The following is a 23,376-nucleotide window of genomic DNA, read 5'->3' as shown; positions in this document are numbered from 1 at the left end:
CCAGTCTAGTTTTCGCGCCATTCCAGCCGGGGTGCAGTTGCCGCGGCCGCCTCGGGAACGGCGGTCCACCATGCGGCACAGGCAGCACGCCAGGCATCCAGGTCCGTTTCGGAACCGGTGACCGACACCGTGCCGTCCGCCACGCTGGCGGAGGCCGCGCCGCAGCGGAACAGTCCGGCGTCGTTGACGATTTCCGGGTAAGGCTCATACAGGCCCGGGAGGTCTGCGAGCAGGTAGTTGGGGCGCTCGTCCGTGCGTGCGGCCAGGATGGTCCGGGGCGTGTCCACGCCGGTCAGCACGGCCGCCGTCGCGTAGCCTGCACGGTTGCCGCCCAGGATGTCGGTGTCGAGCCGGTCCCCGACCACGAGGGGACGATCGGCCTGGAGCCGCTTTGCGGCGACATGGAACAGCGGGGCCTCCGGTTTCCCGGCTACGAGCGGCTTCTGGCCGGTGGCGGAGGCCACCGCGGCCACGAGCGTTCCATTCCCGGGGGCGATGCCGCGGGCCTGCGGGATGGACATGTCCGTGTTGGTGGCGACCCACAACGCGCCCGCCGCAATGGCATATGCGGCCTCGGCCAGGTCCTTCCAGCCGATCTCCGGGTTGAAGCCCTGGACCACGGCCACAGGGTCCTCCGCCTGGCTGTGTACGGGGGTCAGCCCGGCCAGCTCAATTTCGTGAGCCAGGGCTGCACTGCCGGTGATCATGACGCGCGAGCCCGCAGGCAGCAGCCCGGCCAAAAGCGCGCCTGCCGCCTGCGAAGAGCTCACTACCTGATGGTCTTCGGCCGGCGCTCCGAGCTCGCGCAAATGTGCCGCGACCTGCGCGGGCGTACGGGAGGCATTGTTGGTCACATAGCCCAGCCCCACACCCACGGTCCCGAGGCGCTGCAGCGACTCCACGGCGCCGGGAATGGCGTGCGGGCCAGCGTAGACAACACCGTCAAGATCGGAGAGAACTGCGTCGAACGAAGAAATCAGGGAATCAGTCATGCTTGGGCTCGTTGCCGTCTTCCTCGTGTGCTTCCCCTGCCGGTGCTTCTTCTTCGTCGTCGCCGGCTTCGTGGTCTTCGTCTTCTTCCGCGGAGTCACGGTCGGACTCGGCGTCGTCGGATTCGAAGTAGTCGGACTCCGCGTCATCGAGTTCGGTGTCAGCCAGGTCCACGTCGGCCGCAGTGGCCTCGGAGATTGCTGCGGCAATGGCCGGCTGGTCCTCGTCGGCGTCTTCGGCGTTGGTGTCGCCTGCGGGGCGTTCGAAGCGCGGCTTGCGTGCAGAGCGCTCTTCTTCCTCGTCCCAGCCAAGGTCCATGATGTCCGGCTCTTCGAATTCTCCGACGCCCAGGGCGTTCTCCGCCACTACGGCCTGGCGCGACCACTTGCCGGCTTCCTCCGTACGGCCAACGGCCGTGAGTGCGGCGGCGTAGGCGCGGAACAGGCGCGGGCTGTAGGAGAAGGCCCGGTTGATGTCCAGCTGCACGATCTCAAGCTCGGTCACGGCGGCGTCGAGCTGGCCGAGATCGGTGCGGGCACCGGAAGCGACAATGGCCAGTTCCACCTTGCCCGGGGCATCCAGGTCCTGGGCTTCGGGGGAACGCACAGCGTCGAGGGCGCGGTCCGGACGGCCAAGACCGCGTTCGCAGTCGGCCATGATGGGCAGGTGGACGTTGGAACCGCTGATGCGGCGGTACGTGCGGAACTCGCGCAGTGCCTCACCGTAGTGGCCGGCAGCGTAGGCGGTCAGGCCCACGGCTTCACGGACGCACGAGAGCCGGCCGCCACGGCGGCTTGCTGCCAGGGCGTGCTGGAAGGACAGCTCCGGCTCAATGTCGATCAGGCGGCCGGCCATGACCAGGTGCTTTGCAACCCAGCCTGCGTTCATTGCTTCCAGGGTCTTGATCTGGTGCATGGTGGCGCGGTCCAGTTCGGTGCCTGTTACGTCCTCGTCGATCTCAGGAGAGCGGTCGCGGTCCGGGCGGTTGGCACTGCGCAGGTCTGCGGCGTTAGGGACGCGTGCGGGACGCTCCTCCCAAGACGAGTTGCGGCGGTCATCGCCGCCCCGCTGCGGGCGGTCGCCGAAGGGCTTGCGCTCCGGTCGGTCTCCACCGAACGAACGGCGCTCACCGTCACGGGCCGGGCGGTCGCCGAAGGGCTTGCGGTCGCGGTCGCCGCTGAACGGCCGGCGGTCATCGTTCTCGCGGCGGGGGCCATCGAAGTTCCGGGGGCCACGGTCATTGCGGTCGCCGAAGGGCTTGCGCTCCGGACGGTCTGCACCGAACGGGCGACGCTCGCCGTCGCGGGGCGGGCGGTCGCCGAAGGAGCGGCGCTCGTCGCCACCACGGGCGGGACGGTCGCCGAAAGGCTTGCGGTCGCGGTCGCCGAAAGGCCTGCGCTCGGGGCGATCACCGCCGAAGGAACGGCGCTCGTCGCCACCGCGGGCCGGACGGTCGCCGAAGGGCTTACGATCGCGGTCGCCGAAGGGCTTACGATCGCGGTCGCCACCGAAGGAACGGCGCTCATCGCCGCCACGGGCCGGACGGTCACCATCGCGCGCAGGACGGTCGCCGAACGGCTTACGGTCACGGTCGCCGAACGGCTTACGGTCACGGTCGCCACCGAAGGAACGGCGCTCATCGCCGCCACGGGCCGGACGGTCACCATCGCGCGCAGGGCGGTCGCCGAACGGCTTGCGGTCACGGTCACCGGCAAAGGGACGACGCTCGCCATCACGGGCCGGACGGTCACCGAAGGGCTTGCGATCGCGGTCGCCACCGAAGGAGCGACGCTCGTCGCCACCGCGGGCGGGACCATCAAAGTTACGCGGGGCACGGTCTCCGAAAGGCTTGCGATCGCGGTCGCCACCGAAGGAGCGGCCTGCGTTGTTTCCGTCACGGTCGTCCCTGGAGCGGAAGCCGCGGGGGTCACCACCGGAGTTGTTGTTGGGACGGAAAGAGCCGCGGTCGCCCCGGTTGCCGCCGAAGTTGCGGTCGCCGCTGCGATTGCCGCCGTTGTGCTCAGCCATGGTGGATTCCTCCTGTTGCGAGCCGACCACTGGCGCGTGCGCAGTCGCTCATAACCTTATTTCGTTGTCACGCCGCCGGGCACCACAAAGGGAACCGGCTCGTATGTCTAATGCAATTCTAGGCGACACGCTTGCAACCACCGAACGCCAAGGTACCCTTTCGCCCCTGCCGTGGGAAGTCTCACAGCGTTGATGCCGGCCGCGTGGGTGGGCGGGGCCGCTGCCGGGCACACTGAAGGCCGGTAACTGCCCGACGGCGGGTTGCCGGCGGGGCAGGCGGGCTTCCGCTCCGGTTTCGCGGCCGTGCCTGGGTACCTGTTTGTGGGGCCAATGGCTGTGTGGTTTGTGGGTTAAATGGCGGGAGCCCCGGCCGTGGTGGCGGGGGCTCCCGGTGCAATGTGTGTCCGGCGGTGTCCTACTCTCCCACACCCTCCCGGGTGCAGTACCATCGGCGCTGTGGGTCTTAGCTTCCGGGTTCGGAATGGGACCGGGCGTTTCCCCCACGCTGTGACCGCCGTAACCCTGTGTCCCGTCCCGCCGGGTTGTGCCGGGGGTGGGAAATCCGTGGTTACAACATGTTCCTGCCCGTGCGGGCAGGTGTGGTGTTGTTGTTGTTTAGTTGTGGTTGTGTTCCTGTGCCGTGCAAACCGCGGTTTGGGTTTGTTGGTCGGGAACCACATAGTGGACGCAAGCAGTGTTTTGTTTGTGTGGTGTAAGTTGTCGGCCTATTAGTACCGGTCAGCTTCAACAGTCTTTGGTCCTGTCTTCCACATCCGGCCTATCAACCCAGTGGTCTGGCTGGGGGCCTCTCACACACGAGGTGTTTGGAAATCTCATCTTGAAGCGAGCTTCCCGCTTAGATGCTTTCAGCGGTTATCCCATCCGAACGTAGCTAATCAGCGGTGCACTTGGCAGTACAACTGACACACCAGAGGTTCGTCCGTCCCGGTCCTCTCGTACTAAGGACAGCCCTTCTCAAATTTCCTGCGCGCGCAGCGGATAGGGACCGAACTGTCTCACGACGTTCTAAACCCAGCTCGCGTACCGCTTTAATGGGCGAACAGCCCAACCCTTGGGACCTACTCCAGCCCCAGGATGCGACGAGCCGACATCGAGGTGCCAAACCATGCCGTCGATATGGACTCTTGGGCAAGATCAGCCTGTTATCCCCGAGGTACCTTTTATCCGTTGAGCGACGGCCATTCCACAATGTACCGCCGGATCACTAGTCCCGACTTTCGTCCCTGCTCGAGATGTCTCTCTCACAGTCAAGCTCCCTTGTGCACTTACACTCGACACCTGATTGCCAACCAGGCTGAGGGAACCTTTGGGCGCCTCCGTTACTTTTTAGGAGGCAACCGCCCCAGTTAAACTACCCATCAGGCACTGTCCCTGACCCGGATCACGGGCCGAAGTTAGATGTCCAAAGTGACCAGAGTGGTATTTCAACGATGACTCCACCCGGACTGGCGTCCGGGCTTCCACGTCTCCCACCTATCCTACACAAGCCACTCCGAACACCAATACCAAACTATAGTAAAGGTCTCGGGGTCTTTCCGTCCTGCTGCGCGTAACGAGCATCTTTACTCGTACTGCAATTTCGCCGAGTTTATGGTTGAGACAGCGGGGAAGTCGTTACTCCATTCGTGCAGGTCGGAACTTACCCGACAAGGAATTTCGCTACCTTAGGATGGTTATAGTTACCACCGCCGTTTACTGGGGCTTAAATTCTCAGCTTCGCCACCGAAGTGGCTAACCGGTCCTCTTAACCTTCCAGCACCGGGCAGGAGTCAGTCCGTATACATCGTCTTGCGACTTCGCACGGACCTGTGTTTTTAGTAAACAGTCGCTTCCCCCTGGTCTCTGCGGCCCACACCCGCTCCGGAGAGCAAGTCTCCATCACGGGGCAGGCCCCCTTCTCCCGAAGTTACGGGGGCATTTTGCCGAGTTCCTTAACCATAATTCTCTCGATCGCCTTAGTATTCTCTACCTGATCACCTGTGTCGGTTTGGGGTACGGGCGGCTAAAACCTCGCGTCGATGCTTTTCTAGGCAGCATAGGATCACCGGATCCCCCTTGCGGGAGTCCCATCAGATCTCAGGAACGTGATTGAACACACAGGGACGGATTTGCCTATCCCTGACCCTACATCCTTAGACCGGGGCAACCATCGCCCGGCCCGGCTACCTTCCTGCGTCACACCTGTTAATACGCTTACCTCCCGGGATCAGGTCCCGCGCTCGGCCAAAACCCGCACACCACAAGGGTGATTGGGCAGGCTCCGGGCGGTTAGTATCCCCCGCTTGGCATGGGCGGTTTTTCGCCGGTACGGGAATATCAACCCGTTGTCCATCGACTACGCCTGTCGGCCTCGCCTTAGGTCCCGACTTACCCAGGGCAGATTAGCTTGACCCTGGAACCCTTGATCATTCGGCGGACGGGTTTCTCACCCGTCTTTCGCTACTCATGCCTGCATTCTCACTCGTGTAGGCTCCACCGCTGGTTTACACCGCGACTTCACCGCCCACACGACGCTCCCCTACCACTCCAGACGCCTGAACCACGAAGGCTAGGCCATGTCTGAAATCCACAACTTCGGCGGTGTACTTGAGCCCCGCTACATTGTCGGCGCGGAATCACTTGACCAGTGAGCTATTACGCACTCTTTCAAGGGTGGCTGCTTCTAAGCCAACCTCCTGGTTGTCTTCGCAACTCCACATCCTTTCCCACTTAGCACACGCTTAGGGGCCTTAGTTGGTGGTCTGGGCTGTTTCCCTCTCGACTATGAAGCTTATCCCCCACAGTCTCACTGCTGCGCTCTCACTTACCGGCATTCGGAGTTTGGCTGACGTCAGTAACCTTGTAGGGCCCATCGGCCATCCAGTAGCTCTACCTCCGGCAAGAAACACGCAACGCTGCACCTAAATGCATTTCGGGGAGAACCAGCTATCACGGAGTTTGATTGGCCTTTCACCCCTACCCACAGCTCATCCCCTCCATTTTCAACTGAAGTGGGTTCGGTCCTCCACGACGTCTTACCGTCGCTTCAACCTGGCCATGGGTAGATCACTCCGCTTCGGGTCTAGATCACGCCACTACGATCGCCCTGTTCAGACTCGCTTTCGCTACGGCTTCCCCACACGGGTTAACCTCGCGACGTAACACTAACTCGCAGGCTCATTCTTCAAAAGGCACGCCGTCACAGCTACAAGGCTGCTCCGACGGATTGTAAGCACACGGTTTCAGGTACTGTTTCACTCCCCTCCCGGGGTACTTTTCACCTTTCCCTCACGGTACTGGTCCGCTATCGGTCATTAGGAAGTATTTAGGCTTATCAGGTGGTCCTGACAGATTCGCACGGGATTTCTCGGGCCCCGTGCTACTTGGGATCCTCTCCAGGCGGTGCACAACATTTCGGTTACGGGGCTCACACCCTCTCTGGCCTAGGCCTTTCAAGACCGTTCACCTATGCCTGCACTCCACACCCCACCGGTCCGGCAGAACCAGTACGGAAAGTCCCACAACCCCGCCCATGCAACGCCCGCTGAGCTATCACACATGGAACGGTTTAGCCTGATCCGCGTTCGCTCGCCACTACTAACGGAATCACTCTTGTTTTCTCTTCCTGCGGGTACTGAGATGTTTCACTTCCCCGCGTTCCCCCCACGCACCCTATGTGTTCAGATGCGGGTCACCAGATCACTCGCGCGTCTGGCGGGGTTTCCCCATTCGGACATCCTGGGATCACCGTTCGGTTATCAACTCCCCCAGGCTTATCGCAGATTCCTACGTCCTTCTTCGGCTCCTAATGCCAAGGCATCCACCGTGTGCCCTTAAAAACTTGACCACACAAAGATCAAAAGCTTTCTCGAGAGAACCATGACCACAAGGGCCAGGTTCTTCATAAAAAGAAATTGCTGTAAGACACACACACGCCCCGCCCCCGAAGGAACGGCCATGCGCATGCCTAGATGCTCGCGTCCACTATGTAGTTCTCAAACAACAACCCCGTCCCCCACACCCCACACACCAGCCACCCCCAAGAGGGCGGCCACCGTGCGTGTTCGGTGAAGGCAGGAAAAACAGAAACCCCAGGAGGTTCCCGCATTGCTGCAGGTCCTGTTGCCTCAGGACCCAACAGTGCGCCAAACACAACCCCGCATCCCACGCCCCGGCGCGTTCCCAACACCCACACCCCCAAGGGGGCGCGGGCGCCGTACTGGCACCAGGACACGGCCGCGACGGCCATGCCAAAACAAGTCTGATTCGTTGATATTCCACCCATGAGCACCCACCGCAGGACGAATGCCTGCGCAATGGGCTTTGCTTCCACACACCCACTCCAGGACCATGCGGTCCCTTCGGGGCGATGATGGTGCTCCTTAGAAAGGAGGTGATCCAGCCGCACCTTCCGGTACGGCTACCTTGTTACGACTTAGTCCCAATCGCCGGTCCCACCTTCGACGGCTCCCTCCCACAAGGGGTTAGGCCACCGGCTTCGGGTGTTACCAACTTTCGTGACTTGACGGGCGGTGTGTACAAGGCCCGGGAACGTATTCACCGCAGCGTTGCTGATCTGCGATTACTAGCGACTCCGACTTCATGGGGTCGAGTTGCAGACCCCAATCCGAACTGAGACCGGCTTTTTGGGATTAGCTCCACCTCACAGTATCGCAACCCTTTGTACCGGCCATTGTAGCATGCGTGAAGCCCAAGACATAAGGGGCATGATGATTTGACGTCGTCCCCACCTTCCTCCGAGTTGACCCCGGCAGTCTCCTATGAGTCCCCGCCATCACGCGCTGGCAACATAGAACGAGGGTTGCGCTCGTTGCGGGACTTAACCCAACATCTCACGACACGAGCTGACGACAACCATGCACCACCTGTGAACCAGCCTCAAGAGGGGCGCCTGTCTCCAGGCGTTACTAGTCCATGTCAAGCCTTGGTAAGGTTCTTCGCGTTGCATCGAATTAATCCGCATGCTCCGCCGCTTGTGCGGGCCCCCGTCAATTCCTTTGAGTTTTAGCCTTGCGGCCGTACTCCCCAGGCGGGGCACTTAATGCGTTAGCTACGGCGCGGAAAACGTGGAATGTCCCCCACACCTAGTGCCCAACGTTTACGGCATGGACTACCAGGGTATCTAATCCTGTTCGCTCCCCATGCTTTCGCTCCTCAGCGTCAGTTAATGCCCAGAGACCTGCCTTCGCCATCGGTGTTCCTCCTGATATCTGCGCATTTCACCGCTACACCAGGAATTCCAGTCTCCCCTACATCACTCTAGTCTGCCCGTACCCACTGCAGAACCGGAGTTGAGCCCCGGTCTTTCACAGCAGACGCGACAAACCGCCTACGAGCTCTTTACGCCCAATAATTCCGGATAACGCTTGCGCCCTACGTATTACCGCGGCTGCTGGCACGTAGTTAGCCGGCGCTTCTTCTGCAGGTACCGTCACTTTCGCTTCTTCCCTACTGAAAGAGGTTTACAACCCGAAGGCCGTCATCCCTCACGCGGCGTCGCTGCATCAGGCTTTCGCCCATTGTGCAATATTCCCCACTGCTGCCTCCCGTAGGAGTCTGGGCCGTGTCTCAGTCCCAGTGTGGCCGGTCACCCTCTCAGGCCGGCTACCCGTCGTCGCCTTGGTAGGCCATTACCCCACCAACAAGCTGATAGGCCGCGAGTCCATCCAAAACCGCAAAAGCTTTCCACCACCACACCATGCGGTGAGCGGTCGTATCCGGTATTAGACCCAGTTTCCCAGGCTTATCCCAGAGTCAAGGGCAGGTTACTCACGTGTTACTCACCCGTTCGCCACTAATCACCGGCGCAAGCACCGGGTCATCGTTCGACTTGCATGTGTTAAGCACGCCGCCAGCGTTCATCCTGAGCCAGGATCAAACTCTCCGTTGAAGTAAAACAAAAACAGACACAACCAACACCCCCGGAAACACGGGGAAAGAAGGCTGCACAAAATTTGAAACCAGCTGAAACCAGGCCACCACACACGGGGGTGCGGGCAACCCGGCAAATCAACCAATTCATAAAAACAAATCGGTATCAACAAACTTGGCACACTATTGAGTTCTCAAACAACAGACACACCCGGCACCACCAACCCCCACAAACAGGGACCGGCTCGCTCCGGAGCAACTTTCCAAACCTACCAGACCATACCCCCCGGCGCAACTCCCAAAACCAGGGAACCACACCAGGAAAACACCATCCGGGACCCCCAAAACCAGCACGGACACACGGAACGTGGACCAAATATTTGGCTTCAATTTGAAGGGGGTCGGTCGCCGGTTGAACCGTATTCGCCTTTCGGCTTTCCGTTCCGCACCCGGCAACTCAGAAAACAATACACGCTCCCCCAGGACCGTGCAAATCGGCCCTGGAGGAGCGTGCATGGGCCCGGAATCCGGGCCGGCAAACCTGTAAAACTAGGCGGAAACCTCAATGGTTGCAAGGTTCTTCTTGCCGCGCCGGAGGAGCAGGTAGCGGCCGTGCAACAGTTCGCCCTGTTCGATCACGGCGTCGGGATCCGTCACCTTGGCGTTGTTCACATAGGCGCCGCCTTCACCCACCGTACGGCGGGCGGCCGACTTGCTCTCGGACAGGCCCGAGGCCACCAGAAGGTCAATGATCCCCAGACCGTCAGTGCCGATGGTCGCGGACGGAAGTTCCGCCGTCGCGGCTTCCAAGGTGCGTTCGTCCAGAACGCTGAGGTCGCCGTTGCCGAAGAGGGCGGCGGATGCGGCAATGACCTTTTCGGTTGCCTCGACGCCGTGGACCAGGGAGGTGACTTCGTACGCGAGCTTCTTCTGGCCTTCGCGGGCGAAGGGGCGCTCGGCAACGGCCTGGCCGAGTTCCTCGATCTCGACGCGGCTGAGGAAGGTGAAGACCTTGAGCCGGTCCACTACGTCGGCATCTGCCGTGTTCAGCCAGAACTGGTAGAAGGTGTACGGGCTGCACATGTCCGGGTCGAGCCAGATGGCGTTGCCCTCGCTCTTGCCGAACTTGGTGCCGTCCGAGTTGGTGATGAGCGGCGTACCAAAGGCGTGGACGCTCTTGCCATCCACCTTGCGGATCAGCTCCGTGCCGCTGGTCAGGTTGCCCCACTGGTCCGAGCCGCCGGTCTGCAGCACACAGCCGTAGTCGCGGTTCAGCTGGAGGTAGTCCATGCCCTGCAGGATCTGGTAACTAAACTCGGTGTAGCTGATGCCTTCGTCGGAGCTGAGGCGCGAGGCCACGGCGTCCTTGCGCAGCATGGTGCCCACACGGAAGTGCTTGCCGATCTCGCGCAGGAAGTCGATGGCGCTCAGGGGCGCGGTCCAGTCAAGGTTGTTGACCATGCGGGCCGCATTGTCGCCCTCGAAGCTGAGGAAGCGGCGGACCTGTGCCTGCAGGTAGCCCACCCACTCGGCCACGGTGTCCTTGGTGTTCAGCGTGCGCTCTGCCGTTGGACGGGGGTCGCCGATCAGGCCGGTGGAACCGCCCACCAGGCCCAGTGGCTTGTGCCCGGCCAGCTGCAGCCTGCGCATCACCAGCAGCTGGACGAGGTTGCCCAAGTGCAGCGAGGGAGCCGTGGGATCGAAGCCACAGTAATACGTGAACGGGTCCCCGGCGAGCAGCTTTTCCAGTTCCGTTTCATCCGTGGAAACGTGGACCAGGCCGCGCCATTTGAGCTCTTGCCAGATGTTGGCAAAGCCCGGGTCGTTGTGCTGGGACTCGAGGTTGTTTACGTGTGACACGAGATCTAAGTTAGCAGGATTACCGGGCCTGTTTTGCCTAGCGCTCGATGCCCGCCGGGAGCGGCGCCGCCGTGATGAGCCGCAGGCGCTGCGTGGGACGCGTCATCGCCACGTACAGGTCCCCCACCTTGCCATGCTCATGGTTGAGCATGGCGGCCGGTTCCAGGACCACAACGCCGTCGAATTCCAGGCCCTTGGCTTCCTTGGGGCTGATGACCACAATGTCCTGCTCATAGCTGCCCGCGCCCACGCCGATGCGGCGCCCGTAGACCGCCCGCAAGGCTGCCGTGGCCTGCGGCAGGAGCTCGCCCTCGGCGATAACGGCCAGCAGACCGCCGTCGATCGCTGCTATTTCCTCCGGCAGGACCTCAACAAGACGCTCCACGATCCCGGCGGCTTCCACGCGGTCCACAATGGGCGACCACTGGCCCTCGCGGACGGCCTTGGGGGCCGAGACCACCAGGCCGGCACGGTTTGCCATACGGACCGCTGCTTCCGCGATCTGGGACGGCGTGCGGTAGTTGACCGTGAGTTCCTCCAGCTGCCAGCGGTCTCCGAACGACGGCGCCAGGGCACTTTGCCAGGAGTTCGCGCCCGCCGAGGAGCTCGTCTGGGCGATGTCGCCGACGATGGTGAAGGACTTCAGCGGGCAGCGGCGGACGAGCAGGCGCCACTGCATGGGCGACAGTTCCTGCGCCTCGTCGACCACGATGTGCCCGAAAGCCCAAGTGCGGTCGGTCGTGGCTCGTTCGGCGGCCGTCAGGCGGTTCTCGCGCTCCTGGTTCTGCTCGGCGAGTTCCTCGGCGGTGATGAGGACGTCGACGCCCATGGACTCCATGTTCACCAGCGTCTGCTTGGCGTTGGCGAGGTCGCGGGCGCGGTCGTGTTCCTGCTGCGCGAGGCCCCGCCCGGCGGCCGGGTCCAGCTCGCCGAGGAGTTCGGCCGCTTCATCGAGCAGCGGGACGTCGGCTTCGGTCCACGGCGCGTTGGCGGGACGCAGCAGCAGGGCGCGCTGCTCCGCGGTGAGGTGGGGAGTGCAGGCATCCAGGATGGCAGGCTTGCTGAAGAGCTCCGAGATGAGCTTCTCCGGCGTCATGGGCATCCAGCACAGGTTCAGCATGGTGCGGACATCGCGGGCCGTGCGGACGTCCTCGGCGAGGTAGGAACGGTCGGCGTTGTTGCCGATGTTGGATTCCTCAACGATTTCGGTCAGCTGCTCCGTGAGCTCGCGCAGCAGGATCTTGACGAAAGTTACGCGGGCCTCGTTGTGCGGCTTGCCCGTGGCGCGCGCCTTGTCACGCGCACGGCGTACCTGGCGGACGGTCAGCGTCAGCTTGCGGGAATCAACCTCGAGCAGGCTGTCCGCGGCGGGCGTCCGCTGCCGGTTGGCCACGGCGTTGGCCACGACGGCGGCCATGTCCAGTTTGCCCTTGAGCGCGGCGACGTCGGCGTCGTGCTCGGGGACGGCGTGGATGCCGGGCATGAGCCGGCCCAGGCTGGCCATGACCACGCCGGTCTCGCCCAGGGAAGGGAGCACACGTTCGATGTAGTGCATGAACGACGACGACGGGCCCACCAGGAGCACGCCTGCGCTCTTGAGCCTGTCGCGGTGGGTGTAGAGCAGGTAGGCGGCGCGGTGCAGGGCGACGGCTGTCTTGCCGGTACCGGGCCCGCCCTGGACGACGAGCGCCCCGGAGATGGAGGAGCGGATGATCCGGTCCTGCTCGGACTGGATGGTTCCGACGATGTCCGACATGCGGCCCGTGCGCTTGGAGTTCAGCGCGGCCAGCAGCGCGCCCTCGCCCTGGAGGGAATCGTTGTCCGCGAGCATGCCGGCGTCGAGCACGTCGTCCTCGATGGCCTTTACCTCACGGCCCTGCAGGATCAGGTGGCGGCGACGCCGGACGCCCTGGCGGTCGAACGCTGTGGCCTGGTAGAAGTGGCCGGCCTCGGGCGCGCGCCAGTCAACCATAAGCCGCTGCAGATCCGCCGTGGACAGGCCGATGCGGCCGATGTACTGCGCCTCACCGGAGTCGAGGTCGAGGCGGCCGAACACCAGGCGGTCGTCGACGGCGTCGAGCTGGGCGAGGCGGTCCTCGTACAACGCCGCGAAGGCGTCGCGCTCGGAGACGTTCTGCATGGTTCCCACTGCCCCGGCCCGCCGGACCTGGGCCAACTGTGCGCGCTTCTCCACGCGCAGCTCATCGAGCCGGGCGTAGAGCCCGGCAACATATTCCTGCTCGTGGACCAAATCAGCGTCGTGCATTGAACCGTAACCCCTATCGCAAAAGACAGACCGTCCATTCTACAGCGGTTTTCGTTAATGCGGCAGGAACAGGCCATATTCCGGACCACGTCATCCAAAGTTCACACTCCGCTAACCATTCGGGCGTGCGACGGCACAGCCCGGGGTGCTTAAATGCTGCAATGCAGCACGACGTTGCCCTTTCCGGACACGGCATCAGCCTGGTCCCGTTGTTGCCCTGGCACGCCGGCTCCCTGTTCGGATTCGTGGATTCCGAAATGTGGGCCGGGATGGCCGCCAGCCAGCCGCACAGCACCGAGGAGCTGGCGGCCCTCTTCGCGACCCGCCTGGAGAATCCGGACATGGTGCCGTTCGCCGTGACCGGCCAGAACTCCGGGGAACTGCTGGGAACCACCTCCTTGACCGAATACAGCCCGCGGCAGGAACGCGCCGAAATCGGCGGCACCTTCTTCGGCCGGCCCTACTGGGGAAGCCACGTCAACACGGCCAGCAAGCACCTCCTGCTGTCCTATGCCTTCGAGGTGCTGGACGTGCACCGCGTGGCGTTCCGCTGCGATACGCGCAACACCCGCAGTGCCAACGCCATTGCCCGGCTCGGGGCACAGTACGAGGGAACGCTCCGCGGCCACCGCCTGGCGCCCGACGGCAGCCGCACTGACACCGCCGTGTTCTCGATCCTCCAGCCGGAGTGGCCCGAGGTTCGCGGGGCGCTGCTTGACCGCTTGGCGCCGTTCAGCGTGGCGCTGGAAACAGCCGCCTGAAGCGCTACTGTTTGGGCGTCCTGGCCTTGGCGGCCTTGTAGCGCGAGACTGTGGGATCATCCTGGATCCAGAAGCGCCAGGGATAGAGTCCGCTGCCGCCGTCGCCGGCCACGCCCACGCGCGGCCCGCTCCCGACGGCGGAGGCCGCCGCGCCCGGCAGGACCAGCCCGAACGGCGGGGCGAGGGCGTCGCGCCCGCTGTCCGCCGTCGTCAGCCCCAGCACGGTCGCCAGCCGCGCCGGCCCGCTCGCGAGGTCCCTCGGCGACTTCGACGCCGGCCGCCGTGACGCCGCGATCCCCTGCCCGGCCACCACCTCGCCCGCACGCAACAGCAGCGCGGACGGCACGCCGTCGGGACCGCAGACAATGTTGGCGCAGTAATGCATTCCGTACGTGAAATACACATACAGGTGTCCCGCGGGGCCGAACATGGGCGCATTGCGGGCGGTCAGCCCCCTGAATGTGTGGGAACCAGGGTCGGGACGCGGTGAATCGTGCGGGCCCAGGTAGGCCTCCACCTCGGTGAGCCGGACCGAGACCGCGCCTTCGTCCGTTTGGTGCGTGAGCACGGCCCCGAGCAGCAACGGCGCAATGTCGCGCGGATCGCCGGACAGGAATTGCCGGAGCGCGGAAGCTTCCGGGCCCGGGTGCCCGGCTGTCTCGCTCATGCCCCAGACCTTAGCAAAGCCGCCAACGGTGATGTCCGATTTCCGCTAGCCGCGGCACCGGGCGGCTGGCAGGATGGGGGCATGGACTTCTGGCAACGCTACCGGGCCATCGACGCGCGGGACACCCGCTTCGACGGACAGTTCTTCACGGCCGTGCGCTCCACGGGGATCTACTGCCGGCCGTCCTGCCCGGCCCGCACCCCGAAGGCAGAGAACGTCACCTTCTACGAGACCTCGGCGGCGGCGCACGAGGCCGGATACCGTGCCTGCAAGCGCTGCCTGCCCGAGGCAGTCCCGGGGACGCCCGCGTGGAATGTGCGCTCCGACGTCGCCGGCCGCGCCATGCGGCTCATCAACGACGGCGTCCTGGGCCGGGAAGGCGTGGACGGGCTGTCCAGCCGTTTGGGCTATTCCTCACGCCAGCTCAACCGGATCCTGCGCCACGAACTCGGCGCCGGGCCCTTGTCACTGGCCCGGGCCAGCCGCGCCCAGACTGCCAGGACCCTGCTGGTGTCCACGGACATGCTGCTGGCGGACGTCGCCTTCGCCTCGGGGTTCAACAGTGTGCGGCAGTTCAACGACACCATCGCCGAGGTCTTCGCGCTGACGCCGAGTGCCCTGCGCGCCACGGCCGGCAAGGCCGGCATGGCCAGAACCGCCACTACAAGGGGGCAGGCGGTCACGCCGTCGGCCCTGACGCTCAAACTCCCCTACCGGGAGCCGTTCGACCCAGGCATCTTCGATTTCCTTGCCGCGCGCGCCGTGCCGGGCATCGAGGCCGCCGGCCCGCACCGCTATTCAAGGACCCTGCGCCTCCCCCGCGGCGATGCGGCGTTCACCGTGGACTACGACGCGGCCGCGCCCGGCAAACCCCTGCGGCTCGCCGTCGCCTCATTGGACCTCCACGATCTGCCCGCGCTGTTGAGCCGGGTCCGCAGGCTGTTCGACCTCGACGCCGATCCGGTGGCCATCGACGAGGTGCTGGCGGCGGATCCGCGGCTCAAGGCCAGTGTCCGTGCCATTCCCGGGATCCGGGTCCCGGGGGCGGTGGACCCACACGAGCTGCTGGTCCGGGCGATGATCGGGCAGCAGATCACCGTGGCGGCTGCGCGGACCGCGCTGACGCAGTTGTCCGCGGCTGGATCGCCCGCAGGTAACCCGGCCCCGGGGCTGGAGCGCTTGTTCCCGACGGCGACCCAGCTCGCCGAATCGGGGCGGGAACTGCTCCGGGGTCCGCAGCGCCGCATCGATTCCGTGCTCGCCGCCGTCGAGGCCATGGCCGGCGGCAGCCTGGATGTCGGCTACGGCGACGGGCTCCAAGAGCTGGAGGACAAGCTGCTGCCCCTGCCGGGGATCGGCCCCTGGACTGTGGGGTACGTGGCCATGCGCGTCATCGGCGCCCCGGACGTGTTCCTGGGCAACGATGCCGCCGTCCGGAACGGGCTCAAGGCCCTGCCGCCCAGGGCCGGACTCTCGGCGGATTTCCGCGAGGCCAGTCCCTGGCGTTCCTACGCCACGATGCACCTGTGGCGGGCAGCGGCCGCTCCGAAAAGCCGGGCCTGAGACGCTACTTGGCGGCAGGCGCCGCGGACGGCCACGGCAGCAGGCCGGGCAGGTCCACGCCGTCGGCGGCAGCGGTGGCGCGCAGGCTCCCGAGGGTGGCCGTCCTGCCGGCCAGCCAGGCCGCGATGTCGGTGAGCATGCCGTTGATGGCGATCGATGTGGTGCCCGTGCCGATGGTGACCCGCGGCAGTCCGGTGGGCTGCAGCACGAAGCGGTACTCCTCCGGCACCCGGGCGGCAAGGAAGCCGATGAGGTGTTCGCAGAACGGGCGGCTCCAAGTCTCTGGGCCGCGTCCGGTGGCCAGATCGGAAGCGTGGATCACGAGTTCGCGCCACAGCGCCAGACCGCCGTCGAACGCTGTTCCGTTGCGGTAGCTGATGGGAGCCGTCCAGCCGCCATCACCGAGACTGTCGAACGCGGCGATGGCCGCCGTAAGCGAGGATTCCACGGCTTCGCGGTGTTGGGCCAGGCTGTGTCCAGCGGCGAGTTCAATGGCCTTGGTGCGGCCTTCCATGCCGCCGTCGTACAGTTCCACGGTTTCGCCACGCAAGGCGAACTCGATCTGGCGGCCCATGGCGCGCGAGATGCCCGCAATGTGGGCCAGGACGTGGCCGCGGGTCCAGCCAGGCAGCTCGGAGGGAGCGGTGACGGCTGCGTCGTCCAGCTTGGCAACAAGACGGGTGACGACGCCGGCGGCTGTGTGAAGTTCGGCGAGCAGCGCAAGAGGTGTGATCTCGGTCATGCGGCCATGATATCCGAGGGTTAATGGCGCTTAACGCACGACGCCCTCCCAGCTTTGCCCGGCTGAGGACAAAGCTGAGAGAGCGTTTGGGTGCTAGCCTGCGTAGCCGCGGACGGCTGCCAGTTCCGCCTCGAGCGCCACAAGCTGGCGCTCGACGGCGGCCGGTGCTGTGCCACCCTGGGAGTTGCGGCTGTTGAGCGAGCCTTCGGTGGACAGGACCGTGCGGACCTCGGGGCTCAGGTGCTCCGAGATGCCGGCGTATTCCTCATCCGTCAGGTCCCACAGCTCCACGCCGCGGCCCTCGGCGAGCTTCACGGCTGCGCCGGAGAGCTCGTGCGCCTCGCGGAAGGGAACGCCCTGGCGGACGAGCCATTCGGCAATGTCCGTGGCCAGCGCGAAGCCCTGCGGAGCCAGGGACTCCATCCTTTCGGTGTTGAAGGTCAGCGTGGCGATCATGCCGGACACGGCCGGGAGCAGCAGCTCCAGGGTGTCGGCGGCGTCGAACACCGGTTCCTTGTCTTCCTGCAGATCGCGGTTGTACGCGAGCGGCAGGCCCTTGAGCGTTGCCAGCAGGCCGGCCAGGTTGCCGATGAGGCGCCCCGCCTTGCCGCGGGCAAGCTCGGCGACATCCGGGTTCTTCTTCTGCGGCATGATCGAGGACCCCGTGGAGTACGAATCATGCAGGGTCACGAAGGAGAACTCCTTGGTGGCCCACAGAATGACTTCCTCGGAGATCCTGGACAGGTCCACGCCGATCATGGAGCAGATCCAGGCGAACTCGGCGAAGACATCGCGGGAGGCGGTGCCGTCGATCGAGTTGTGCACGGCCGAGAAGAAGCCCAGGTCCGCGGCAACGGCTTCGGGGTCCAGGCCCAGCGAGGAACCCGCCAGAGCGCCGGAGCCGTACGGCGAGATGCCTGCCCGCTTGTCCCAGTCCTGGAGGCGCTGCACATCGCGCAGCATCGCCCAGGCGTGGGCCAGCAGGTGGTGGCTCAGCAGCACAGGCTGGGCGTGCTGCAGGTGCGTGCGGCCGGGCATGGCCACGCCCTGATGCGCCTTGGCCTGCTCGATCAGCGCGTCAACCGTGGCCAGGACGCCACGGGCGACGATCCGGGCGTGGTCGCGCAGGAACATGCGGCCAAGGGTGGCCACCTGGTCGTTGCGTGAACGGCCGGCCCGGAGCTTGCCGCCGAGGTGGGTGCCTGCGCGCTCGATGAGCCCGCGTTCCAGGGAACCGTGGACGTCCTCGTCGCTCTCCGCCGGCTGGTAGGCGCCGCTCGCGACGTCGTCATCCAGTTGGGTAAGCGCCTTCAGCATGCCGTCCAGTTCGGCGTCGTCCAGCAGTCCTGCCTTGTGGAGCACCCGAGCGTGCGCCTTGGAGCCGGCGATGTCATAGCGGGCCAGCCGCCAGTCAAAGTGCGTGGATTTGCTCAGTGCTGCGAGGGCGTCTGCGGGGCCGCCGGCAAAGCGGCCGCCCCACAGTGCACCTTCGTTGGTCCCCGAACGCTCCCCCACCTCGCTGCGCTCGGCCGGGGACCCCGGCGTCCGTGGGCCCACCGACGTCATTTGCCCGAAACCCGCAGATCGCGGCCTGCTGCGACCTTGGAGGACATGCCCCACAGCTCGATGAAGCCCTTGGCCTGCGACTGGTCGAAGGTGTCGCCGGTGTCGTAGGTAGCGAGGTCGAAGTCGTACAGCGAGGTGTCCGAACGGCGTCCGTTGACGATTGCCTGGCCACCGTGCAGCACCATGCGGATGTCGCCGGAGACGTACTTCTGGGTGTCCTCGATGAACGCGTCCAGGGAGCGCTTGAGCGGGGAGAACCACTGGCCGTCGTAGACCAGTTCGGACCAGCGCTGGCCGACCGTGGCCTTGAAACGGGCCTGCTCGCGCTCGATGGTGACGTCCTCAAGGTGCTTGTGCGCGGTGATCAGCGCCATGGCACCCGGGGCTTCGTAGATTTCGCGGGACTTGATGCCCACGAGGCGGTCCTCGACGACGTCGATGCGGCCGACCCCCTGGGCGCCTGCGCGGCGGTTCAGTTCCTGGATGGCCTGCAGCGGGGTGACCTTGACGCCGTCGATGGCCACCGGCACGCCGGCTTCGAAGGAAATGGTGACCTCATCCGGTGCCGGCGGGAATTCCGGGGTGGCGGTGTAGTCGTAGATGTCCTTGGTGGGTGCGTTCCAGATGTCCTCGAGGTAGCCGGTCTCGACGGCGCGGCCCCAGACATTCTGGTCGATCGAGTACGGGTTCTTCTTGGTGGTCTCGATCGGCAGTCCCTTTTCCTCGGCGAAGGCAATGGCCTTGTCGCGGGTCAGGGCGAGGTCGCGGACCGGTGCGATGCACTTCAGGTCCGGGCCGAGGGTCTGGATGCCGACCTCGAAACGGACCTGGTCGTTGCCCTTGCCGGTGCAGCCGTGGGCCACGGTGGTGGCGCCGAATTCGCGGGCCGCCTTGACCAGGTGCTTGACGATTACCGGGCGGGAGATGGCGGAGACCAGCGGGTAGTGGCCCTGGTAGAGGGCGTTGGCCTTCAGCGTGGGCATGGCGTATTCGTTGGCGAACTCGTCGCGGGCGTCGGCCACGTAGGCTTCGACGGCGCCGCAGCCGAGGGCGCGCTGGCGGATGGTCTCCAGCGACTCGCCGCCCTGTCCGACGTCGACCGCCACGGCGATGACCTCGGCACCGGTGGCTTCACCGATCCAGCCGATGGCTACGGAAGTATCAAGGCCACCGGAGTAGGCCAGAACAATGCGCTCAGTCACGAGAGTGCTCCTTTGTTGTTGCTTGGTTCTGTTGAGTCAATGCTTGCGGGTCAATGCTGTGCCGGCCGCAAGGCCGGACGTGCCGGGCTCAGTTGCCGGGCCCGGCTTCCTCAGCCAGCTGGAGGAACCGGGCTGCCAGAGCGGCCCCGCCGTCGGGATCGCGCGCGACCAAAAGCAAGGTGTCGTCGCCTGCGATCGTACCCAATACGGACGGCATCACCGAGTGGTCGATGGCCAGTGCCAGGAAATTGGCCGCCCCGGGCGGGGTCCGGAGCACCACGATGTTGCCGGAGGCCTCCGCGGTGACCAGGAGTTCCCCGCACAGCCGGCTGAGCCGGGCATCCAGGATTTCCTGGGTGACGCCGCTCTTGGCCGCGCGTTCCCCGCCTTCGCCGGGGACCGCGTACACGAGGGCCCCGTCCTTGCCGCGGACGCGTACTGCGCCCAGTTCGACCAGATCCCGGGACAGGGTCGCCTGGGTGACCTGGACGCCGTCGTCCGCCAGCAGGGCTGCAAGCTCTGCCTGGGACCTCACGGACTCCCCCGTCAGGATCGCGGTGATGCGCGCCTGGCGGGCGGTCTTGGTGGCCGGGCTTGCGCCCTGCGACGGCGGGTGGGTGGACACTTAGGCGCGCTCCGCCACCGGCGCAAGGCCCTCGACGACGGCGAGCCCGGACTGGTGCATGAGCCAGGCCATGAGCGCCTTCTGGGCGTGGAGGCGGTTTTCGGCCTCGTCCCAGACAATCGACTGCGGGCCGTCGATGACGCCGGCGGAGATCTCGTAGCCGCGGTAGGCCGGGAGGCAGTGGAGCACCACGGCGTCCGGTGCGGCCTGGGCCATGGCGGCCTCGTCCACGGAGTAGTCGCGGAACAGGTGCAGGCGGGCTTCCTTTTCGGCCTCCTGGCCCATGGACACCCAGGTGTCCGTGGCCACGACGTCGGCACCCTTGAGTGCACTGCCTGCGTCGCTGGTGATCAGCACGGAGCCGCCGGTCTCGGCGGCGCGTTCTTCCGCGGCGGCCACGATCTCCGCGGCCGGCAGGTAGCCTTCGGGACCGGAGATACGGACGTGCATTCCGGCTGTTACGCCCGCAAGAAGGTATGAGTTCGCCATGTTGTTCGCGGCGTCGCCCAGGTAGGCCATGGTGAGGCCCTTGAGTTCGCCCTTGTGTTCCTTGACGGCCAGGAGGTCGGCCAGCAGCTGGCACGGGTGGTAGTCATCGCACAGTGCGTTGATCACGGGCACCTTGGAGTTTTCGGCCATGGCCACGAGGCCCGAGTGGGCACCTGTCCGCCACACGATGGTGGAGACCATGCGCTCCAGGACCTTGGCGGTGTCCTCCACGGATTCCTTGTGGCCGATCTGGGCCTCGCCCGGGTTGATGATCAGCGCGTTGCCGCCCATATCCGCCACGCCCGCGGCGAAGGAGACACGGGTGCGGGTGGAGGTCTTGTCGAAGATGACGGCCACGGTCTTGCGGCCGTTGCCCTCCCCGGCGAAGGGCTGGACGCTGTACGGCGCAGCCTTCATGCGGACGGCGAGGTCGAGGACCTCGGCCTGCTCGGCAGGGCTCAGGTCCGTGTCCTTGAGGAAGTGACGGATGGTGGTGTTCACTGTGCGTCCTTTGCGGTCTGGGCTGCTGCCTCGATGATGGCGGGCAGGGCGGCCAGGAAGCGGTCGGCCTGTTCGGTGGTCAGGATGAGCGGCGGGGCCAGGCGGATGGTCCGGGGACCGGGGCCGTTGATGATGAAGCCCGCCTCCAGGGCGGCCGTCACCATCGCCGCTGCGATCTCGGCGTCGACGTCGAAGCCGATCAGCAGGCCTTCGCCGCGGACTTCCGTGACGCCGTCGACGGCGGCCAGGCCCTCGCGCAGGTACGCTCCGACTGTCAGCACGTTCTTCAAGACACCCTGGCTTTCGATCGCGTGCAGGGTGGCCAGCGCGGCGGCCGTGGCCACCGGGTTCCCACCGAAAGTGGTGCCGTGCTGTCCTGCGGTGAGCAGGGCCGACGTCGTACTTCCGAAAGTGATCAAGGCACCTACCGGGAAGCCGCCGCCCAGGCCCTTGGCGAGGGTCACGGCGTCGGGGACGATGCCCGCGTCTTCGCTGGCCAGCCATTTACCGGTACGTCCGATGCCGGTCTGGACCTCGTCAAGGATCAACAGCGCGCCCGCAGCAGTAGTGGCCTCGCGGGCTGCCTGCAGGTATTCGGCGCTGAGCGGCCGGACGCCCGCTTCGCCCTGGATCGGTTCCAGGAAGACTGCTGCGGTGGTGTCGTCGACGGCGGCACGCAGGGCTGCGATGTCGCCGAACGGGATGTGGACCACGCCGCCGGGCAGCGGCTCGAAGGGCGCGCGGTAGGCCTCTTTGGCCGTGAGCGCCAGGGCGCCCATGGTGCGGCCATGGAAGGCGCCTTCGAGGGCGATGATCTTGGTGCGCTTCCCGCCTCCGCTGTTGCGCCGTGCGAGCTTGAACGCGGCCTCGTTCGCTTCCGTGCCGGAGTTGGCGAAAAACACCTTGGACCCGGCGGGAGCGTTGCTGAGTGCCAGCAGCTTTTCGGCCAGGGCGATCTGGGTGGGGCTGGTGAAGAAGTTGGAGACGTGGCCCAGGGTGGCCAGCTGGCTGGAGATCACCGAGGTGACGAAGGGGTGGGCGTGGCCCAGGGCGTTGACGGCGATGCCGCCCAGGAGGTCCAGGTACTCCTTGCCGTCGGCGTCCCACACGAGGGAGCCGGCGCCGCGGACCAGGACCCGCTGCGGCGTGCCGAATACGCCCATGAGGGAGGAGGAGTAGCGGGCAAGCCAGTCGGCTCCGGTGCTGTGGCCTGCAATTGCGGCGGCCGGGGTTTCGACCAGTTCAGCTTCTTTGGCGGTCATGCGTTCACTTCCTCATCGGGGACAACCTGGGTTCCAATGCCCGCGGCTGTGAAGGTTTCCAGGAGCATCGAGTGCGGCAGCCGGCCGTCCACGATGTGTGCGCGTTCCACGCCCTCGTCGATGGCCTTCAGGCAGGCCGCCATCTTCGGGATCATGCCGGACTCGAGCCGCGGCAGCATTTCGCGCAGTTCGGAGGCCGTCAGGGATGAAATGAGCGAGGACTTGTCCGGCCAGTTGGCGTACAGGCCCTCAACGTCGGTCAGGATGACCAGCTTGGACGCCCCCAGCGCGGAGGCGACGGCGGCCGCGGCGGTATCGGCGTTGACGTTGAGCACCTGGCCCGTAGTCTGGAACCGTTTGGCGCCTTCCTCGCCTTCGCCGGCGTCGATGATTTCCGGGGCGACCGTGGAAATCACGGGGATGCGGCCGGCGTCGAGGATGTCTTCAATGCCCGTGGGATCCACGCCCACTACCTCGCCCACCAGGCCAAGGTCCACTTCCTCGCCGTCCACCATGGTGCCGGTGCGGACGGCGCGCAGGAGGCCGCCGTCTTCACCGGACATGCCCACGGCGTAGGGTCCGTGCGAGTTGATCAGGCCCACGAGTTCGCGGCCCACCTGGCCGGTGAGTACCATGCGGACAACGTCCATGGCCTCTGGCGTGGTGACGCGCAGCCCGCCCTTGAACTCGGATTCGATGCCGAGCCGTCCGAGCATGGAGTTGATCTGCGGGCCGCCGCCATGAACCACCACGGGGTGGATGCCCACGTGGTGCAGGAAGACGATGTCCTCGGCGAAGGCGCGGCGGAGTTCCTCGTTGACCATGGCGTTGCCGCCGTACTTGATCACCATGGTGGTCCCGGCGAAGCGCTGGATCCAGGGCAGTGCCTCGATCAGCGTGCCGGCCTTGCTCTGGGCATCGCTCATGGACGTGGTTTCCCGTGTGCGCGCGTTCATGGTCAT

Annotated in this window: 15 protein-coding genes and 3 rRNA genes; 3 read left to right on the top strand and 15 right to left on the bottom strand. The window is 65.4% G+C overall.

Features of this window, described 5'->3' with window-relative positions:
• Positions 1-5 precede the first annotated feature (5 nt).
• A complete protein-coding gene (locus NVV90_RS07495; RefSeq protein ID WP_258440551.1) occupies positions 6-992 on the bottom strand; it encodes an HAD-IIA family hydrolase in 987 nt (328 codons plus the stop codon).
• Positions 985-1,905, bottom strand: a complete 921-nt coding sequence (locus tag NVV90_RS07490; protein WP_258440550.1) for a hypothetical protein — start codon at positions 1,903-1,905, stop codon at positions 985-987. Before NVV90_RS07490 ends, NVV90_RS07495 begins: the two co-directional genes overlap by 8 nt.
• Between NVV90_RS07490 and NVV90_RS07485 the strand changes: the two genes are divergently transcribed.
• On the top strand, positions 1,900-3,072 hold the full coding sequence (locus tag NVV90_RS07485) for a hypothetical protein (protein WP_258440549.1): 1,173 nt from the start codon (positions 1,900-1,902) through the stop codon (positions 3,070-3,072). The two genes, NVV90_RS07490 and NVV90_RS07485, sit on opposite strands and share 6 nt — an antisense overlap.
• A 348-nt stretch (positions 3,073-3,420) precedes the next feature.
• Here the strand turns inward: NVV90_RS07485 and rrf are convergent.
• From rrf to NVV90_RS07460, 5 genes are all read right to left on the bottom strand, one after another.
• Positions 3,421-3,537, bottom strand: a 5S ribosomal RNA gene (gene rrf, locus NVV90_RS07480).
• Between the two features lie 188 nt (positions 3,538-3,725).
• Positions 3,726-6,865 (bottom strand): 23S ribosomal RNA (locus NVV90_RS07475).
• Between the two features lie 539 nt (positions 6,866-7,404).
• Positions 7,405-8,929: ribosomal RNA gene (locus tag NVV90_RS07470) — 16S ribosomal RNA — on the bottom strand.
• The 16S, 23S and 5S rRNA genes sit together here, the layout of an rRNA operon.
• Positions 8,930-9,459: 530 nt before the next feature.
• Positions 9,460-10,770, bottom strand: coding sequence for a tyrosine--tRNA ligase (tyrS, locus tag NVV90_RS07465; protein ID WP_258440548.1), 1,311 nt, complete (start codon positions 10,768-10,770; stop codon positions 9,460-9,462).
• A gap of 37 nt (positions 10,771-10,807) precedes the next feature.
• Positions 10,808-13,036, bottom strand: coding sequence for an AAA family ATPase (locus tag NVV90_RS07460; protein ID WP_258440547.1), 2,229 nt, complete (start codon positions 13,034-13,036; stop codon positions 10,808-10,810).
• Between the two features lie 161 nt (positions 13,037-13,197).
• Between NVV90_RS07460 and NVV90_RS07455 the strand changes: the two genes are divergently transcribed.
• On the top strand, positions 13,198-13,797 hold the full coding sequence (locus NVV90_RS07455; protein WP_258440546.1) for a GNAT family N-acetyltransferase: 600 nt from the start codon (positions 13,198-13,200) through the stop codon (positions 13,795-13,797).
• A 4-nt stretch (positions 13,798-13,801) separates the two neighbouring features.
• Here NVV90_RS07455 and NVV90_RS07450 read toward each other — a convergent pair whose 3' ends face one another.
• Entirely contained in the window at positions 13,802-14,464 is a 663-nt protein-coding gene (locus NVV90_RS07450) for a DNA-3-methyladenine glycosylase (RefSeq protein WP_258440545.1), read from the bottom strand.
• Between the two features lie 81 nt (positions 14,465-14,545).
• On the opposite strand from NVV90_RS07450, the gene NVV90_RS07445 reads away from it, so the two are divergent.
• Positions 14,546-16,027, top strand: a complete 1,482-nt coding sequence (locus NVV90_RS07445; protein ID WP_258440544.1) for a DNA-3-methyladenine glycosylase 2 family protein — start codon at positions 14,546-14,548, stop codon at positions 16,025-16,027.
• A gap of 4 nt (positions 16,028-16,031) precedes the next feature.
• Here the strand turns inward: NVV90_RS07445 and NVV90_RS07440 are convergent, their stop codons facing one another.
• From NVV90_RS07440 to argB, 7 genes are all read right to left on the bottom strand, one after another.
• Complete coding sequence (locus NVV90_RS07440) at positions 16,032-16,769, bottom strand: maleylpyruvate isomerase family mycothiol-dependent enzyme (protein ID WP_258440543.1); 738 nt, start codon at positions 16,767-16,769, stop codon at positions 16,032-16,034.
• A gap of 93 nt (positions 16,770-16,862) precedes the next feature.
• On the bottom strand, positions 16,863-18,335 hold the full coding sequence (gene argH, locus NVV90_RS07435) for an argininosuccinate lyase (RefSeq protein ID WP_258440542.1): 1,473 nt from the start codon (positions 18,333-18,335) through the stop codon (positions 16,863-16,865).
• The gene (locus NVV90_RS07430) at positions 18,332-19,537 is read right to left on the bottom strand and encodes an argininosuccinate synthase (RefSeq protein WP_258440541.1); all 1,206 of its coding nucleotides are present in this window, start codon (positions 19,535-19,537) and stop codon (positions 18,332-18,334) included. Before NVV90_RS07430 ends, argH begins: the two co-directional genes overlap by 4 nt.
• 88 nt (positions 19,538-19,625) lie before the next feature.
• The gene (locus NVV90_RS07425; protein ID WP_258440540.1) at positions 19,626-20,162 is read right to left on the bottom strand and encodes an arginine repressor; all 537 of its coding nucleotides are present in this window, start codon (positions 20,160-20,162) and stop codon (positions 19,626-19,628) included.
• Positions 20,163-21,152 (bottom strand): ornithine carbamoyltransferase, encoded by a 990-nt coding sequence (gene argF, locus NVV90_RS07420; protein WP_258440539.1) that lies wholly within the window; start codon positions 21,150-21,152, stop codon positions 20,163-20,165.
• The gene (locus NVV90_RS07415; protein WP_258440538.1) at positions 21,149-22,414 is read right to left on the bottom strand and encodes an acetylornithine transaminase; all 1,266 of its coding nucleotides are present in this window, start codon (positions 22,412-22,414) and stop codon (positions 21,149-21,151) included. The genes argF and NVV90_RS07415 overlap by 4 nt, the downstream gene beginning before the upstream one ends.
• Positions 22,411-23,370, bottom strand: coding sequence for an acetylglutamate kinase (gene argB / locus NVV90_RS07410; protein ID WP_258440537.1), 960 nt, complete (start codon positions 23,368-23,370; stop codon positions 22,411-22,413). Before argB ends, NVV90_RS07415 begins: the two co-directional genes overlap by 4 nt.
• Between the last annotated feature and the right edge of the window lie 6 nt (positions 23,371-23,376).

Source organism: Arthrobacter sp. CJ23 (assembly GCF_024741795.1).
Lineage (GTDB): Bacteria > Actinomycetota > Actinomycetes > Actinomycetales > Micrococcaceae > Arthrobacter.
This window is presented reverse-complemented; position numbering and strand designations above follow the sequence as displayed.

What these genes read in the sequence shown, in the direction of transcription:
- NVV90_RS07495 (WP_258440551.1), bottom strand. Translation starts at nt 992, where the DNA reads ATGACTGATTCCCTGATTTCTTCGTTCGACGCAGTTCTCTCCGATCTT.
- NVV90_RS07490 (WP_258440550.1), bottom strand. Translation starts at nt 1,905, where the DNA reads ATGCACCAGATCAAGACCCTGGAAGCAATGAACGCAGGCTGGGTTGCA.
- NVV90_RS07460 (WP_258440547.1), bottom strand. Translation starts at nt 13,036, where the DNA reads ATGCACGACGCTGATTTGGTCCACGAGCAGGAATATGTTGCCGGGCTC.
- NVV90_RS07455 (WP_258440546.1), top strand. Translation starts at nt 13,198, where the DNA reads ATGCAGCACGACGTTGCCCTTTCCGGACACGGCATCAGCCTGGTCCCG.
- NVV90_RS07450 (WP_258440545.1), bottom strand. Translation starts at nt 14,464, where the DNA reads ATGAGCGAGACAGCCGGGCACCCGGGCCCGGAAGCTTCCGCGCTCCGG.
- NVV90_RS07445 (WP_258440544.1), top strand. Translation starts at nt 14,546, where the DNA reads ATGGACTTCTGGCAACGCTACCGGGCCATCGACGCGCGGGACACCCGC.
- NVV90_RS07440 (WP_258440543.1), bottom strand. Translation starts at nt 16,769, where the DNA reads ATGACCGAGATCACACCTCTTGCGCTGCTCGCCGAACTTCACACAGCC.
- argH (WP_258440542.1), bottom strand. Translation starts at nt 18,335, where the DNA reads ATGACGTCGGTGGGCCCACGGACGCCGGGGTCCCCGGCCGAGCGCAGC.
- NVV90_RS07415 (WP_258440538.1), bottom strand. Translation starts at nt 22,414, where the DNA reads ATGACCGCCAAAGAAGCTGAACTGGTCGAAACCCCGGCCGCCGCAATT.
- argB (WP_258440537.1), bottom strand. Translation starts at nt 23,370, where the DNA reads ATGAACGCGCGCACACGGGAAACCACGTCCATGAGCGATGCCCAGAGC.